Genomic DNA, 14,082 nt, shown 5'->3' on the forward strand with positions numbered 1-14,082 from the left:
TGACTAAAGCTCCCCCTTAAAAGTAGATACTACTTCCTCCGTTATTTGCTCGTACTCTTCCTTGTCTATACCCAATCTAGCCATAAAAGGCGCATCTACTTTCATACTTTTCCTAAACTCAGTTTCATCTTTAAAGAGTTTTAAAGACCTTACGTAGTATTCAATAGCCTTGTCTCGACGATTACTCAATAGCTCCAAATGGCCTAAATTTCCATAAGACACATCGTGACCCTTCTTATTTATTGATTTTTCAAGATGTTTTCTAGCTTGTTGCATATCGAAACCACCTAACAGGTACACACGACCTAAAGCTGTATTAGTCAACCATTTTGTCTTATCGATATCATAATTCATTTTTGCATATTTTAATGCTTCATCAAATTGATACAGCTTAAAATATGCGTCCGACAACACAGAATAAATATGTGTCTTATTTTCTTCATCGGAAACAGCCAAAGCTTCATTAGCAGCATTTAAGGCAAGGTCATTTTGGTTATCATTTGAATATAATTGCCCTAATCTTAAAAGCAGCAGGCAATCATTTTTCTTCATCGAAATCCCCTTTAACACAAATTCAATAGCTTCAGGAATTCTACCCATATCAGCCAATAATTTACTAATTTGTAAAAGTGCTGTTTTATTGGCAGGCGCCTCAGACAATGCCTTAAGATTATAAATCAACGACTCCTCTTGCTTATCAAGAAGTTCATAGCATTGCGCAATCTTACATAATACTTTTACATCCTTATCGTCTACTCTTTCAAGAACAAGAAGGTGTTTGAGGCTATTCTCAGGCTCTGGCCGCTCTAGGCTCAGGTAACAAATAGCTAATTTCCAACTAAAACGGTGGTTATCTGGAGAGATTTTTATTGCATCAATAAAATTATTAATTGCAGCCCTGAAGTTTTTCTCTTCTGTTTGCATGTCACCCACCATTTCTAGCTGATGAATTTTATCAAGAATAATATCTTTTAATTTAGTTTTTGATATACTCAATTGAGCATCAAAAATATTTTGAATATACGCCCTAGTAAAGTATTTAAAATAATTAAAATACTCAGCCAACATATTTTGGTATGGATAGAGGTGCGCTGCTAAATTTAATTTCCGCTTAAACTCCTCCAATTCTCTTCCAGAAACTTTCTTAACTTGAACGCCCCCTCCCTCCATAGCCAAGCATAAAGCGTATTTATACCCGTCCAATAGAGGTAACCCCATTACGTATTTCTCAAAAAATTCAGGTTCTACATCGTCACTGCAATTATCCAAAGCACTATCCAGAATGGGATTATCTGAAAAAAATGGAAGAAAATAGTTTATAGGAGATTTGAAGAACTCTAATGCATAAAGGCCTTCATTAATATCTTCGGTATCGTAAAGCTTTAGACGCAATACAAAATCAATATTGGTCAGTCCATCTTGCACTGCAGGCACTCCTTTAAGTGTACCTAGGCGTTTTTTGAGGTCACTGAATCTATCCCACTTATTTTTATGGTGCAACAGAGACAACACTAGGCCAATAAGAGCACTCTCCCACACCCCGTCCTCAAAGTCAGTTAAAAAATCTATCAAAACGTTCGCCTTCTTAGGGTCGAACTTTTTATTAGATATTAGGGATAGCGCTATTGCATTAGTTATTACCTTACGCTCATACCAGTTATACAAATTTTTATCATCTCTTACCTTTTGGATATCCAGAATAGTAGCCATATCTAAAGTCTCTAAGGCATATACTCTCTCAAAAATAATTTGAGCCATCTTATCCCTTAGTGATGGAATATTTTTAATTTTTTCGTCAAATGGCAGAAGTATTTCATTTATTAATTTTCGCTTCAATTCTTCAAAACCACCAAACTCTTCAGAAGAGCTCTTGTAATCAATTTTATCGAATTCCTGATTAAAAACTTCAATTGCGCCATCTATATCAATTGATTTCGCCGCAGCAGACTGCTCAATAGCGTCAGAAGGCAATACATCATCAGTCGTTAACACATCAATTTGAGAATCTAATTTGTGGTTACGCTCTTTGATGCTGTCAACGAGTCTACCAATATTAGCCGCGGTTCTAGAAAGAGCCTCGTCCATAGTCCAATACTTTGCGTTGTTAATTGGTTTTGCGTCTTCATTTGCCATTACTATTTTAGCAAATGGAGCCCTGTCCCAAACGCAATCAGCCAGTAATATGGGTACAACAAATGCTTCATTTCGCTCATGCCTTTCGATTGCACTTTTCAACTCTATATCATAACAGTAATCTGAATTTATAAAACTAGCACTGATTAGCAGCAGAATAATATCTGCGCTATTTATTTCACTGTCTATTACTTTATCAAACTCTTGACCTGGCAGAAGTTTTCTATCATGCCAGGTAACAACACCTTCGCGTCTTAAAAACCCGAGATGCTCATCTAATTTCTTTCGCAGACCCTCATCAGCGTGACTGTAGGAACAGAAGATTTTTACTGCGGTCATAAGTAAAGTTTCAAGACTGTGTAGTTTACAAACATAACCACTAAACTCACAAAAAAGCCCCGCCAGCTACTTGACGGGGCTTTTTGTTTCTCTCGCGGCTTAGAGGCCGGCGGGTGGGGTGGCCTCGCCGGTGCGCCGCACCCGCCGCGCACGATGAGCCGGGTGTAGCCCTGGAAGCGCAGCCACACCTCGTGCTTGGTGGGCGAGTTCTCGTAGGCCCGGAGCTGGGTGCGCATCTCCTTGATGAGGTTGGCGTTTATCTTCACTGCATCAAACGCTGCTAAACATCCCCTCCGCCGTTTCCCAGGCGCCCCGCCATCGCGCGGGGCCCGGCGCATTTGTGCGCCCAAACGGCAGCGGGCACCTGCTCGCATCGGGCCACCTCTTTCTTTTTTGGGTACTGGGAAACCGACACCGCGGGCCACAAGCCTGGCGTGTCGGCCCAGGTCCGTTTTCATTGGTCCGTGCCGGCACTGCCAGGTGCGGGCCCCAACCGTTTAGTAGCATGAATCTGTTTAATTCTTCTTCCCTTGCCTTATTGGGCGGGGCCGGCAAGGCCGGTTTCCCGGTAGTGCAGGCCGCTTTGCAGGCGGGCCACCGTGTGCGCGTGCTGCTCCGGCACCCGGCGCAGTTCGCGGTGCGGCACGAGCGGCTAACCATCCTCGAAGGCGACGCCCGCGACCCGGTCGCCCTGCGCCAGCTGCTGGCGGGGAGCTCAGCCCTCATCAGCACGCTTGGCAATCCGCGGGGCGAAAGCGTGCCCATCCTGAGCAGCGTCACCGCGCACCTGCTGGCGCTGCTGCCGGAGCTGGGCATCCGCCGCTACATCACCGTGACCAGCCTCTACGACACCGACCAGCCCCAGCCCGACGCGGCCACCCGGCAAGCCGCCGCTTACATGGAGCAGCATTTCCCCGCCTTCATGGCCGACCGGCACCGGGAGCTGGCCCTGTTGGCCAGCAGCCCGCTGGACTGGACCTGCGTGCGGCTGCCGCTCGTTGTGGAAGCGCCCGCCACCGGCATCGTGCAAACCAGCCTCACGCACCGGCCGGGCCCACAAATCGCCGCCGCCGATTTGGCGCAATTTCTTCTCGGGCAGCTTTCCAGCGACAAGTTCCTGCGTCAGTGTCCTTTCGTAGCGAATTAGGAGCAGGGGCTAATACCAGCCAACAGAAAGCCCCGCCAGCTACTGGCGGGGCTTTCTGTTTATGCGGCTCAGGCAGGCGGCTGCCCCGCGTTAGGCGGGTTCCCCTATCCGTCGAACCGCTGAATGGCTTCGGGCGTGACGGGCGCGAAGAAGTTGACCAGGTTGCCGTCAGGGTCGCGGAACAGGAAGGAGCGGTTGCCCCAGGGCATGGTGGTGGGGCCTTGCACAATGGCGTCGCGGAGCTGCTCGGCCAGCTTCTGGTATTCGGCATCCACGTCCGCCACGCGGAATTCAAGAATAGCCGATTGGTTGCTGGCAGGCCGGGCCCCCTGGCCGCCCTCAAACTGCAGCGTGCGCGTGCTGCCAATGGCCAGCGTGGCCGTGGGCGTGCGCAGCTCGGCAAAATCGGGGGTGTAGCGGGTGGCGGGCAGGCCGGTCACCTGCTCGTAAAACGGCAGAAGGCGGTCGATGTCGGCGGTGATGACGCGAACAGAAGCGAAATTCATCGGAAAAGGGTTAAAAAATGGGGGTTGGAATTGATGCCCCAAAGCACACGCCCCCCACTGACAGCCCTATGGCAGTCCGTTTTTCGCCCCGAAAAAAAAATTATACCGCCGCCGGCCGGGGCAGGCGGGCCACGTACTCGGTGAGGGTGAGGTGCTGCGGCCGCGTGAACGGGCTGGTAGTGGCCGTGAGCTGCTCAATGCGCGTCAGGCGGAAGTCGCGGTAGTCCTGCCGCAGGTGGCACCACCCCACCAGGTGCCAGGAAAAATTGTAGAAGGCCAGCCCAATGGGCTCGACCCGGCGCTGGCTGGCGCTGCCGCTTTTGTCGCGGTACTCCAGCTCCACGATGTGCCGGCTGGCAATGGCCGCCTGCAGGGGGGCCAGGTAGTCGGCCGGCCCCGGCGCGTACTCGGGCACGTGCAGCTCGATGCGGCTGGCAAACTGCTCCAGTCGGTCTTTTTCCGGCGTGCGGAGCACCGCTTTCACTTTACGCAGCGCCGAGGCGTAATGGGCCTGCACGGTGGTATCGGCCAGGGTGGCGGCAATGGCTTCCAGCAGCACCAGGGCATTGGCCTCTTCCGGCGTGAAGGACACCGGCGGCAGGAAATAGCCCTGCACTAGGCAGTAGCCCCGGTTCGGCTCGAAGCTGATGGGGATGCCCTGCTCGCCCAGCGCCCGAATGTCGCGGTAAACCGTGCGCACGCTGATGCCAAAGTTCTCGGCCAGCTGCTCAGCCGAAACGTGCCTTTTCGTTTGCAGCAGGGTGGTGATGCCAAACAGGCGGTCGATGCGATTCATGAAACAGGCGTAATCATTGAGGGCGGGTGCGCTGTGCAAATTAAGCCGCTTCCGAGGCGCTAAAAAGCGTCTGAAGCGGCTTATGATTTGGCCACATCCCGTCCCTACAAAAAAGCCCCGCCAGCTATTGGCGGGGCTTTTTCTCCGGCGGCATAAAACAGTTTGAGAGTTTAAAAAAATGTCATTGGGGTGTTTAAAAGAACGTCATGCTGAGCGCAGCCGAAGCATCTCTATCACGCAACGCAATCAATTACTTGCGCGGTAGAGATGCTTCGACTGCACTCAGCATGACGTTTCGGGGGAGTGTTTCAGCAAAACCCAAAGGCCTCTTCGTGGCCACAAGTGGTCAGGCCCCCGGGAAATAAGCCGCCTTCAGGTACTCCCGCAGCGACGTGGGCTTGCGGCCCAGCAGGCGCGCCACGGTATCGTCGGTGCCGGCCAGCATGCCGTGCTTGGCGGCGTCGCCCCACTGGGCAAAGAAGGTAGCCACGAAATCGGGGAAGCCGGCGGCTACCGTCTGCGCGATATAGGGCGCCGGCTCGCTGCTGCGGTACACGATGGGCCGGCCCGCCAGCGCGGAGAGCTCCCGGGCCACGTCGTGAAATGAATAGGCTTCGCTCCCGGTCAGGGTATATTCCTGGTTGTCGTGCCCCTCGCTGGTGAGCAGGGCGGCCGTGGCGGCGGCCAGCTCGGTGCGCTGGATGAAGGCTATTTTGCCTTCGCCCGCCGGGAAACGGATTTCCGCGGCCGGCGCCCCACTCCCAATCAGGTAGCCCAGGCCTTCGAAGTAGTAGCCGTTGCGGAGAATGGTGTACACCAGCCCCGACGCTTTGAGGTAGGCTTCGGTGGCCAGGTCGCTTTCCGTCACCTGCGGCAGCACAAAATCGGAGCTGCGCTGGATGCTGGTGTAGAACAGGTGCTTCACCCCGGCTTCCTTGGCGGCGTCGATGACGTTGCGGTGCTGCTGCACCCGGTCGGTAAACGCCACGGCCGATACCAGCAGCACCTTCTCGATGCCCTGGAAGGCCCGCACCAGCGTGGGGTAATCGAAGTAGTCACCTTGCCGCACGTCGACGCCCCGCTGCACGAGGTCGGCGGCTTTGCTCACATCGCGCACTAAGGCGGCAATTTCCGTGGCCGGGGTGGTCTTAAGCAAGCATTCGATGGTTTCGTGGCCCAGGCCACCGGTGGCTCCAGTTACTAATATCATGATGGGGTTAGGAGTAAAAGCGTGTATATTTGCTTGCAAATTGCAAGTGCAAATGTATAATACATTACTTGCAAAAAGCAAGTGGAATAATTTTCTTGTTATGAAAGAGCTAAAACAGCGCTCTACCTGCCCGGTCAGCACCTCGCTCGACTTGCTGGGCGACAAATGGACCCTGCTCATTCTCCGCGACATCGTATTTGCAGGGAAGTCAACCTATGGGCAATTCCTGCAGTCGGCCGAGAAAATAGCCACCAACGTGCTGGCCGACCGCCTGGCCGTGCTGGAGGCGCAAGGCATCTTGACCAAGGCCGTGGCCGCCGATAAGAAATCGAAATTCACCTACCGCCTCACGGAAAAAGGGCTGGACACCGTTCCCATCATTGTGGAGCTATTACTGTGGGGAGCCAAGCACGGCCCGACCGTGGTGGCCCCTGGCTTATTGGAAGAGTTGCGGGCGGGGAAAGACGCGGCCGTGGCGAAGTACCAGCAGCTCGCCCGCGAGCAGGCCCTCACGTAACAAGCGGCGCGCCTCCTCACGCCGCCAACAAAAAGCCCCGCCAGTAGCTGGCGGGGCTTTTTGTTTCTTGATTAGCGGCTTAGGCGGGTTGCTTAGCTTCAGTATTGCCTAAGGAGCGGCTTCTGCCGAAGGCAATGCGCTTGTTCTGGGGCTGGATGCGCAGGCACCTCTCCATGCCGGCACAGGTGTTCACTGCGTAGCGGAGTATGAGCAAGCTCACGCGGTGTTATTCAACAAACAGCCGCGCCCTGGCTGCCTCACACTGCACCGAGTAGACGCCAGCCGACAGGCCCGCCAGGGGCAGCACCACGGCGGTGGCGCGCGGCTGCACCAGCATTTGCCCCACGGTTCGGCCTACGGCGTCGACTATTAAAAGCTGCCGTTCGTGGGAAGCGGCAGGCATGGTCAGCGTGACGGCCTCCCGGGCCGGGTTGGGATATAGGCCCAGCGCCATCAGCCGGGGCGTGGCCGAAGCCAACGGCGCCGACACCGTAAACGACCCCGCCGAAGTGGCCGCGCCGCTGGGCGTGGTCACCGTTATAGCCCCCGAAACGGCGCCGGGCGGTACCACCACCGTGAGCCGGGACGCCGAAACGGACGTGACCTGGGCCGCGGCGCTGCCATTAAACTGCACCGCCGTGGCACCCGCCAGATAGCTGCCTGTAAGCGTGACGACGGCGCCCACCGGGCCGCTGGCCGGGCTTACGCTGCGGAGGACGGGGGGCGGCACCGGACTCCGGTTGAGCAACACCCCCACCGCTTCGCCGTTGTCGTTGGCCGTCACCACATCGGGCTGGCCGTCGCCGTTCACATCGGCCACGGCAACGCCCACGGGGAAATTTCCGGCGATGTACTGCGTGGGGTAAGAAAAAGTATTGGGCGCCTGCCAAAGCAGCACATGGACTTGATAGCCGTGGTGCACCGCTACAATGTCGAGGTGGCCGTCGCCGTTGAAATCGGCCGCTCCCACGTCGAAACTACTCCCATCGTTATAGTACTGCTGCAGCAAGTAGCCGCCACCGGCCTGCGCGTACAACACGCTGACGCTGTAGTTGCCGGTTGCGTCGTGAGACAGCAGCAAGTCGGTTCGCCCGTCGCCGTTCAGGTCGCCCAGCGCCACGGAGGTAGGGCTCGTGCCGACCGGGTATTTCGTCACCGGGCCCAGGGTGCCATTGGCCTGCCCCAGCAGCACTGCGGCCGAATTGCCGGCAAAATCGGACGTGACCACATCCAGGCGGCCGTCGCCGTTCAGGTCGCTCAGCACCAGGCCCAGCGGACTGCTGCCCACACCCGTAGAATAGTGTATTGCCGACGCAAACGCGCCCCCGGCCAGCCCGGGCAGCACCACGACGTCGCTGATGGTGGCCACAACCAAGTCGAGCCACCCGTCGCCGTTGACGTCGCCCAGCGCCAGGTTCCGCGGACCACTGACCACACCCTGCGAATACAGTGCCACCGGGGCAAACCCTCCCCCGGCCTGGCTTAACAGCACTCCAACGGCATTCGCGTAATCGGCAGCGGTGAAAATATCGAGCCGCCCGTCGCCGTTCACGTCGGCCAGCGCCACGTCGCAGGTGCCGTTGCCGCTGGGCAGCGGCATGCTCGAGGTAAAGCCCCCTCCGCCCTGCCCCAGCAGCACTGTCACCGTACCGGAGTACTTGTTCGCTGTCACGATGTCCATTTGGCCGTCGTTGTCAACATCGCCCACCGCCACCGCCTTCACAAATCCCGCACCCGAGGAATAGTTTGCTACGCGGGAAAAGAGCGGCCCCTGAGCTGCCACCGTTCGGGGTGCCAGTAGTCCGGCCAGCGCCAGCAGAAAGCAGTTGGTAACAGTAAAAAATGTCTTCATGCGGAAAGGGATGAGGAAGCGAAGTATTTCCAGCGGGGCAACTGTCGGCCAATGTAAGACTCTTCAGCTGCGCTGACAAACAAATGCTTATCAACTCGCTTCGCTTACTTAACTGGCGTGAAGCCAATCTACAACCAGGCTTCATTCGAGAGGTATATCCGGCGCTTTACCCGCACTACTCTGCCCAAAATGGTTTCGTAAAAAAGCCCAGTTATTACCTGGGTAGCCTTGCCAGAGCAGAGCAGCAGCTATTGCCTGCAGCCCCACAATAAAAAACCGTTATGGCCGTAAGGACAAGAGCTAGCGGGCGTCTGGCCTGGCAAGTACCCCGGATGCTCTTATCATTTTGCGCCATGCCTCGTTCGCTCCATCCCTTGTTGCTTGTCGTTGGGCTGGCCGCCTGCTCCAAAGCCCCAGACACCGGCGAAATTTTGCCTGTGCCTATGCCGGAACCAGCCCTCTATCGCGTCACATTTGAGGCCACCTGGAGCGCGGGTACCCACGCCAACTTCCCGGCTGGCGCGCACTTTTCAAACGTCATCGGCGCCTCGCACGCAGCCGATGGGCTGCTGTTTCGGCCCGGTCAGGCGGCCAGTCTCGGTATCAAGGACATGGCCGAGCGGGGCAACAACACCGCCCTGCGCGCCGAAATTGCGGCGCTGCAACGTAGCGGGGTCGCTTTCCGCTTGCTGGAAGCTCCCTACTTCTACTCGCCCGGCATGGTGGCCGACACCATTCGCCTCGACGCCGCCCATCCCCGCCTGAGTCTGGTCACAATGATTGCGCCGAGCCCCGACTGGTTTGTGGCGCTCGAAGCCGAAAACCTGCTCGACGCCAAGGGCCAATGGGTAGCGCAGCGCCGGGTTCCCGCCCGCGCCTACGACGCCGGCACCGACAGCGGCCCTACCTTCACCGCCCCCGACCAGCCCACCCTGCCGGCCGGCGTGGTAGCCCCGCTGCAATTGCCTCCCGCCCAGGGCACCGCACCCGACGGCCCACCGCTGGGCACTTGGCTGCTGGAGCGCATTAAATAATAAGTTGGCCGCGGCTTCTAAAGCAGGCAACGCGGCCCGGCCTCGTGCTTCACGGCGCCTTCACCCCCGGGCGCGGTATTTGGCCCCGCGAGCTACTTGGTCGCAAACCGGCTTTTTTCCAGTAAGCCCCGCCTCTGCGTCGTTGGGTGCGCGAGCGCCGCCGTACCGATTTGAAGCCCCTGCGCTACAGATTTGCTACAAAAGAGGCGCCTACCTTCGCCGCGCCCGGCCGTATGACGCCGGTTGGGCTTTCACCAAATCTTTCTGTGGCATGCGCTTTTGTGTTGAGTTGTTGAATCGGCGGGCTGGCGGGCTGCTGGTCGTGTTGTTTTTGCTGCTGCCGCTGGCGGGCCGGGCGCAGTCGCTCACGGTCATTCTGCGCGATTCGCTGAGCCAGGCGCCCGTGATTGGGGGCAGCGTGAGCGTGCCGGGCACGGGCGTGGGCGCCGCCACCGACGTGCGCGGCGAGGCCGTGCTTACCCCCGCTCCGGCCGCCGGCACCCGCCTGCGCGTGGAGGCGCTGGGCTACCGCACGCGGCTGGTGGCCGCCCCGGCCGCAGGCACCCCGCTCACCCTGCAGCTGGCCGCCAGCGCCCAGGCCATTGAGGAAGAAGTGCTGGTGACGGCCACCCGCACCAATTCGCGCCTCGAAGACCTGCCCACCCGCGTGGAGGTGATTGGCGAGGAGGAGCTGACCGAGGAAAACGGCATCAAGCCCGGCAACATCGCCTCGCTGCTCGGCGACCTGGCCGGCACACAGATTCAGCCCACCTCCCCCACCACCGGCAACGCCGACCTGCGCATTCAGGGCCTGCCGGGGCGCTACTCCCAGATTCTGCGCGACGGCCTGCCGCTGCTCGGCGGCTACTCGGGCTCGTTCGGCATCCTGCAGATTCCGCCGCTCGACCTGCGCCAGATTGAGCTCATCAAGGGCTCCAGCTCTACGCTGTATGGCGGCGGTGCCATTGCGGGCCTGGTGAACCTGGTGAGCAAGGCGCCCGTGCTGGGAACCCCGCAGCTCACCTTCACGGCCAACCAATCGACGCTGAAGGAAAGCAACCTCAACGGCTTCGCCAGCGGGCGCAACCAGCGAGTGGGCTACACGCTGTTTGCGGGCGGCACCCGCCAGCAAAGCACCGACGTGGACGGCGACGGCTTCGTGGACGTGCCCCAGCTGCGCAACTTCATGGTGCACCCGCGCCTGTTCTATTACCCCAAAAACGGCCAGCTGGCCCTTGGCTATACCGGCACCGTGGAAAACCGCCAGGGTGGCGACGTGGCCGTGGTGCAGGACCAAATCAGCACCGGCGTGCCCAAGTTTTTCGTCACCAACCGCACCCAGCGGCACTCCGCCGACCTCATTTACACCCAGGACAGCCTGGCCGGCGGCAGCCTCACGGTGAAGGGCACGGCCAGCTGGTTTCGGCGCGGCGTGAGCACCAACACGGTGGACTACGCCGCGCGGCAGCTGAGTTATTACTCCGAAGTGAGCTACCTGCACCGCTACGGCCACCACACGCTGGTGGGCGGCCTCAACGTGCTGGGCGAGGACTTCCAGCCCCTGCCGGCCGCGAGCCGCACGTCCCTGCTCAACGACTACACCTATGCCACGGTGGGTGGCTTTGTGCAAGACGACTGGCAGCTCACGCCCACCCTGAGCGTGCAGGGCGGCCTGCGCCTCGACCATCACAACATCTACGGCAACTTCCTATTGCCCCGCGCCGCCGTGCTGTTCAAGGCCAGCGCCGATTTCACGCTGCGCCTGAACGGCGGCTACGGCTACCGTGTGCCGGTACCCTATGTGAACGAGCTGGACGAGCGGGAAATGCCCCTGGTGCAGCCCCTGCGCGGCCTCAGCGCCGAGCGCAGCCAAGGCCTAAACGGCGACGTGAACTACCTGCACCGCTTTGCCTCCGGCCTCAGCCTGAACCTGAACCAGGGCTTTTTCTACACCCGCCTGCAAGACCCGCTGGTGCTGAGCCAGCCGGTAATAGATTACACCAACCCGTTGCAGTACACCGAGCCCCTGACCTGGTACAACGCCTCCGCGCCCACCGTGAGCCAGGGCCTGGAAAGCTACGCCCGCCTGCGCTACGACGAAACCGAAATCTACTTCGGCTACCTCTACACCTACGCCCGCCGCCAATACGACGCCGCGAACCCCAACGTGCCCCTGGCCGCCCGCCACAAGCTCTCCACCGTGGCCACCGAGGAACTGGGTGAGCACCTGGCCCTGGGCATCGAGGCCAGCTACACCGGCCGCCAGTACCTCGACGACGGCTCCACCCGCCCCGGCTATCCCATTCTGGCGGCCCTGGTGCGCTACACCACCGGCCCCTGGACCTTCATCCTTAACGGCGAAAACCTGCTCGACTACCGCCAGACCCGCCGCGAGGCCGTGGCCTTCGGCAACCGCGCCAATCCCGTTTTCCCCGAGCTCTGGGCGCCGGTGGAAGGCCGCGTGTTCAACCTATCGGTGAACTGGAAACTGGTGCGGCAATAGAGCGGCTACGCAAGGCTGTCGGTGGCTTGGCGCGGGCTTTAGTCGAAGGCGATGGATTTCGAGACGGCCTGCCAGGTATCAAACTGCTGGCCGAGCGAGGTCAGTTTGGCTTGCGCCCGCTCGTAGGCATCGGCCCCGAGCAGCAGGTGCAACGGCGGATTTTTTTCACGGGCCAGGCGAATGATGGCGGCCGCGGCTTTGGCCGGGTCGCCAGCCTGGGCGCCGTTTAGGGTGAGGTAGCGGGCGTGGGAGGCGCGCACGGCTTCGTATTCGGCAATGGGCTGGCGGGCCATCACCAAGGATTCGGGCGCAAGGAAATTGGTGCGGAGCGCGCCGGGCTCCACCACCGTCACTTTTAGGCCGAAATCGGCCACGTCCTGGGCCAGCACCTCCGTGAAGGCACTCATCGCTGCCTTCGTCGCGGCATAAATAGCCCAGCCCGTAGCGCCCGCCATGGCAGCAATGGAGGAAATGTTAATGATGTGTCCGCTGCCCTGCGCCCGCAGGTGAGGCAAGGCCTTCCGAATAACGTTCAGCGCTCCAAACACGTTGGTTTCGAAGCTGTGGCGGGTTTCGGCATCGCTCATTTCCTCGATGCTGCCGCCCATGCCGTAGCCGGCGTTGTTCACCACCACATCGAGGCGGCCGAAGGTGGAAATGGTGGCGTCAATGGCCTGCGCCACGCTGGCCTCGCTGGGCAGGTCGACGGCCAGCGGCAGGAAGGATTCGGTGGGCTCGGAAATGGCAGCGGTGAGGCTGGCCAGGTGGCGCGAGGTGGCCGCCACGCGGTGCCCGGCGGCCAGCAGCTGGGTGGCCAGGCCCAGGCCCAGGCCCTGCGAGGCGCCGGTGATAAACCAGGTTTGAGGAGAATTCATAAACTGTGCGGTTAGTACAGCACAAAGGTTGGGCAAGCCACGGCCCGCCCGTTTGCCCCATTCAAACCAATGCTTACGAAAATCAAACAGCCCGCGCGGCGGTGGGCGTGTGGCCGGTGTGCTTCTTGAAAAAGTTGTTGAAATGCGCCGGCTCCTCAAATCTCAGGCTGTAGCCAATGAGGCCCACCGGCCAGTCGGTGTGCTTGAGCAGGGCCTGGGCTTCCTGCACCAGGCGCTCGGCCAGGAGCTGGGTGGTGGTTTTGCCGGTTACTTCCTTGAGGGCGCGGTTGAGGTGGTTGGTGTGCACGGCCAGCTGCGTAGCGAAGTCCTGCGCGGTGCGCAGCTTCACTTGCTGCCCTTTCACTTCGATGGGAAACTGCCGGGCCAGAAGCTCAGTGAAGAGCGAGGCAATGCGCGTAGCAGCCGTGCTGCCGCGGTAGAGCGTGGTGGCCGGCTGCAGCTTCTGGGCGCTGTGAATCAGCTCCAGCACGTAGGCCCGCAGCAGGTCATACTTAAAGGCATAGTCCGAACCAAGCTCGTCGAACATCTTTTGGTAGAGCTGGCGCACATTGGCCTGCTGGGCTTCATTGAGCAGGTAAATGGCTTGGCCATTGGGCTGAAACACGGGGAACTCAGCGAGCCGGATGCTGGTGTGCTGCTGCAGGAAATGCTCGGTGAAGATGCAGAAAAAGCCGCTTTGCTGCGCGTCAAACGGCTCCCAGTGGTAGGGCACCTGCGGGTTAGAGAAGAAGAGTGCATTGCCTTCCACGCGCACACTTTTATCGGCGTAGTGGTAGGTGCTTTGGCCCACCACGAAGGTGATTTTATAAAAATCCTTGCGGCTATACGGCAGGCTCCTAGCGGCCGGCCCCACAAAGTCGTCGAGCCGGAACACGTTGAAATGGCCGAGGTCCTGGCGCAGGTTGTCGGGCAGCCAGTTGACCTTGACGCGGTAAAAGTCTTCGAGGGTGTGATGCTGGGGCATAGGCCGAAGCTACGCAAATCAAACGACCAAATTTCACCAGGCAAGGCTTCGAGCGCAGGGCAATGCGTGTGATGGCAGTGCCATTTAATTGCAGTAATGAAAAATGCCGGGCGGCGATGAAATGAGCACGTTGGCTCCCCTAGCAGCCAAATCGGAGCTGCTTCTATTTTTGCCCATCCACACCC

The 14,082-nt window shown here is 58.7% G+C and carries 11 protein-coding genes; 4 read left to right on the top strand and 7 right to left on the bottom strand.

Annotated elements, in window-relative coordinates:
* Nucleotides 1-3: 3 nt before the first annotated feature.
* Nucleotides 4-2,472, bottom strand: coding sequence for a TIR domain-containing protein (locus I2I01_RS18440; RefSeq protein WP_196287976.1), 2,469 nt, complete (start codon nt 2,470-2,472; stop codon nt 4-6).
* A gap of 505 nt (nt 2,473-2,977) precedes the next feature.
* On the opposite strand from I2I01_RS18440, the gene I2I01_RS18445 reads away from it, so the two are divergent.
* A complete protein-coding gene (locus tag I2I01_RS18445; RefSeq protein ID WP_196287977.1) occupies nt 2,978-3,619 on the top strand; it encodes an NAD(P)-dependent oxidoreductase in 642 nt (213 codons plus the stop codon).
* A 104-nt stretch (nt 3,620-3,723) separates the two neighbouring features.
* Here I2I01_RS18445 and I2I01_RS18450 read toward each other — a convergent pair whose 3' ends face one another.
* The 3 genes from I2I01_RS18450 to I2I01_RS18460 form a co-directional block, all read right to left on the bottom strand.
* Entirely contained in the window at nt 3,724-4,125 is a 402-nt protein-coding gene (locus I2I01_RS18450) for a VOC family protein (protein WP_196287978.1), read from the bottom strand.
* Between the two features lie 100 nt (nt 4,126-4,225).
* A complete protein-coding gene (locus I2I01_RS18455) occupies nt 4,226-4,921 on the bottom strand; it encodes a helix-turn-helix transcriptional regulator (RefSeq protein WP_196287979.1) in 696 nt (231 codons plus the stop codon).
* A 346-nt stretch (nt 4,922-5,267) separates the two neighbouring features.
* Nucleotides 5,268-6,131, bottom strand: coding sequence for an SDR family oxidoreductase (locus tag I2I01_RS18460; RefSeq protein ID WP_196287980.1), 864 nt, complete (start codon nt 6,129-6,131; stop codon nt 5,268-5,270).
* 100 nt (nt 6,132-6,231) lie between these two features.
* Here I2I01_RS18460 and I2I01_RS18465 point away from each other — a divergent pair, with 100 nt between their 5' ends.
* A complete protein-coding gene (locus I2I01_RS18465; RefSeq protein ID WP_196287981.1) occupies nt 6,232-6,648 on the top strand; it encodes a winged helix-turn-helix transcriptional regulator in 417 nt (138 codons plus the stop codon).
* 226 nt (nt 6,649-6,874) lie between these two features.
* Here the strand turns inward: I2I01_RS18465 and I2I01_RS18470 are convergent, their stop codons facing one another.
* On the bottom strand, nt 6,875-8,500 hold the full coding sequence (locus I2I01_RS18470) for an FG-GAP-like repeat-containing protein (RefSeq protein ID WP_196287982.1): 1,626 nt from the start codon (nt 8,498-8,500) through the stop codon (nt 6,875-6,877).
* Between the two features lie 353 nt (nt 8,501-8,853).
* On the opposite strand from I2I01_RS18470, the gene I2I01_RS18475 reads away from it, so the two are divergent.
* The gene (locus tag I2I01_RS18475) at nt 8,854-9,534 is read left to right on the top strand and encodes a spondin domain-containing protein (protein WP_196287983.1); all 681 of its coding nucleotides are present in this window, start codon (nt 8,854-8,856) and stop codon (nt 9,532-9,534) included.
* Between the two features lie 271 nt (nt 9,535-9,805).
* Nucleotides 9,806-12,037, top strand: a complete 2,232-nt coding sequence (locus I2I01_RS18480; RefSeq protein ID WP_196287984.1) for a TonB-dependent receptor — start codon at nt 9,806-9,808, stop codon at nt 12,035-12,037.
* Nucleotides 12,038-12,075: 38 nt separating this feature from the next.
* Here the strand turns inward: I2I01_RS18480 and I2I01_RS18485 are convergent, their stop codons facing one another.
* Together I2I01_RS18485 and I2I01_RS18490 are read right to left on the bottom strand one after the other, a co-directional pair.
* Complete coding sequence (locus I2I01_RS18485) at nt 12,076-12,912, bottom strand: SDR family NAD(P)-dependent oxidoreductase (protein ID WP_196287985.1); 837 nt, start codon at nt 12,910-12,912, stop codon at nt 12,076-12,078.
* 82 nt (nt 12,913-12,994) lie between these two features.
* Complete coding sequence (locus I2I01_RS18490) at nt 12,995-13,897, bottom strand: helix-turn-helix domain-containing protein (RefSeq protein ID WP_196287986.1); 903 nt, start codon at nt 13,895-13,897, stop codon at nt 12,995-12,997.
* Nucleotides 13,898-14,082: the final 185 nt, after the last annotated feature.

Source organism: Hymenobacter properus (genome assembly GCF_015694735.1).
GTDB lineage: Bacteria > Bacteroidota > Bacteroidia > Cytophagales > Hymenobacteraceae > Hymenobacter > Hymenobacter properus.

Bases quoted from the DNA above. Each gene is read 5' to 3' on its own strand.
- I2I01_RS18470 (WP_196287982.1), bottom strand. From the start codon at position 8,500: ATGAAGACATTTTTTACTGTTACCAACTGCTTTCTGCTGGCGCTGGCC.
- I2I01_RS18450 (WP_196287978.1), bottom strand. From the start codon at position 4,125: ATGAATTTCGCTTCTGTTCGCGTCATCACCGCCGACATCGACCGCCTT.
- I2I01_RS18480 (WP_196287984.1), top strand. From the start codon at position 9,806: ATGCGCTTTTGTGTTGAGTTGTTGAATCGGCGGGCTGGCGGGCTGCTG.
- I2I01_RS18485 (WP_196287985.1), bottom strand. From the start codon at position 12,912: ATGAATTCTCCTCAAACCTGGTTTATCACCGGCGCCTCGCAGGGCCTG.
- I2I01_RS18475 (WP_196287983.1), top strand. From the start codon at position 8,854: ATGCCTCGTTCGCTCCATCCCTTGTTGCTTGTCGTTGGGCTGGCCGCC.
- I2I01_RS18445 (WP_196287977.1), top strand. From the start codon at position 2,978: ATGAATCTGTTTAATTCTTCTTCCCTTGCCTTATTGGGCGGGGCCGGC.
- I2I01_RS18465 (WP_196287981.1), top strand. From the start codon at position 6,232: ATGAAAGAGCTAAAACAGCGCTCTACCTGCCCGGTCAGCACCTCGCTC.
- I2I01_RS18455 (WP_196287979.1), bottom strand. From the start codon at position 4,921: ATGAATCGCATCGACCGCCTGTTTGGCATCACCACCCTGCTGCAAACG.
- I2I01_RS18440 (WP_196287976.1), bottom strand. From the start codon at position 2,472: ATGACCGCAGTAAAAATCTTCTGTTCCTACAGTCACGCTGATGAGGGT.
- I2I01_RS18490 (WP_196287986.1), bottom strand. From the start codon at position 13,897: ATGCCCCAGCATCACACCCTCGAAGACTTTTACCGCGTCAAGGTCAAC.
- I2I01_RS18460 (WP_196287980.1), bottom strand. From the start codon at position 6,131: ATGATATTAGTAACTGGAGCCACCGGTGGCCTGGGCCACGAAACCATC.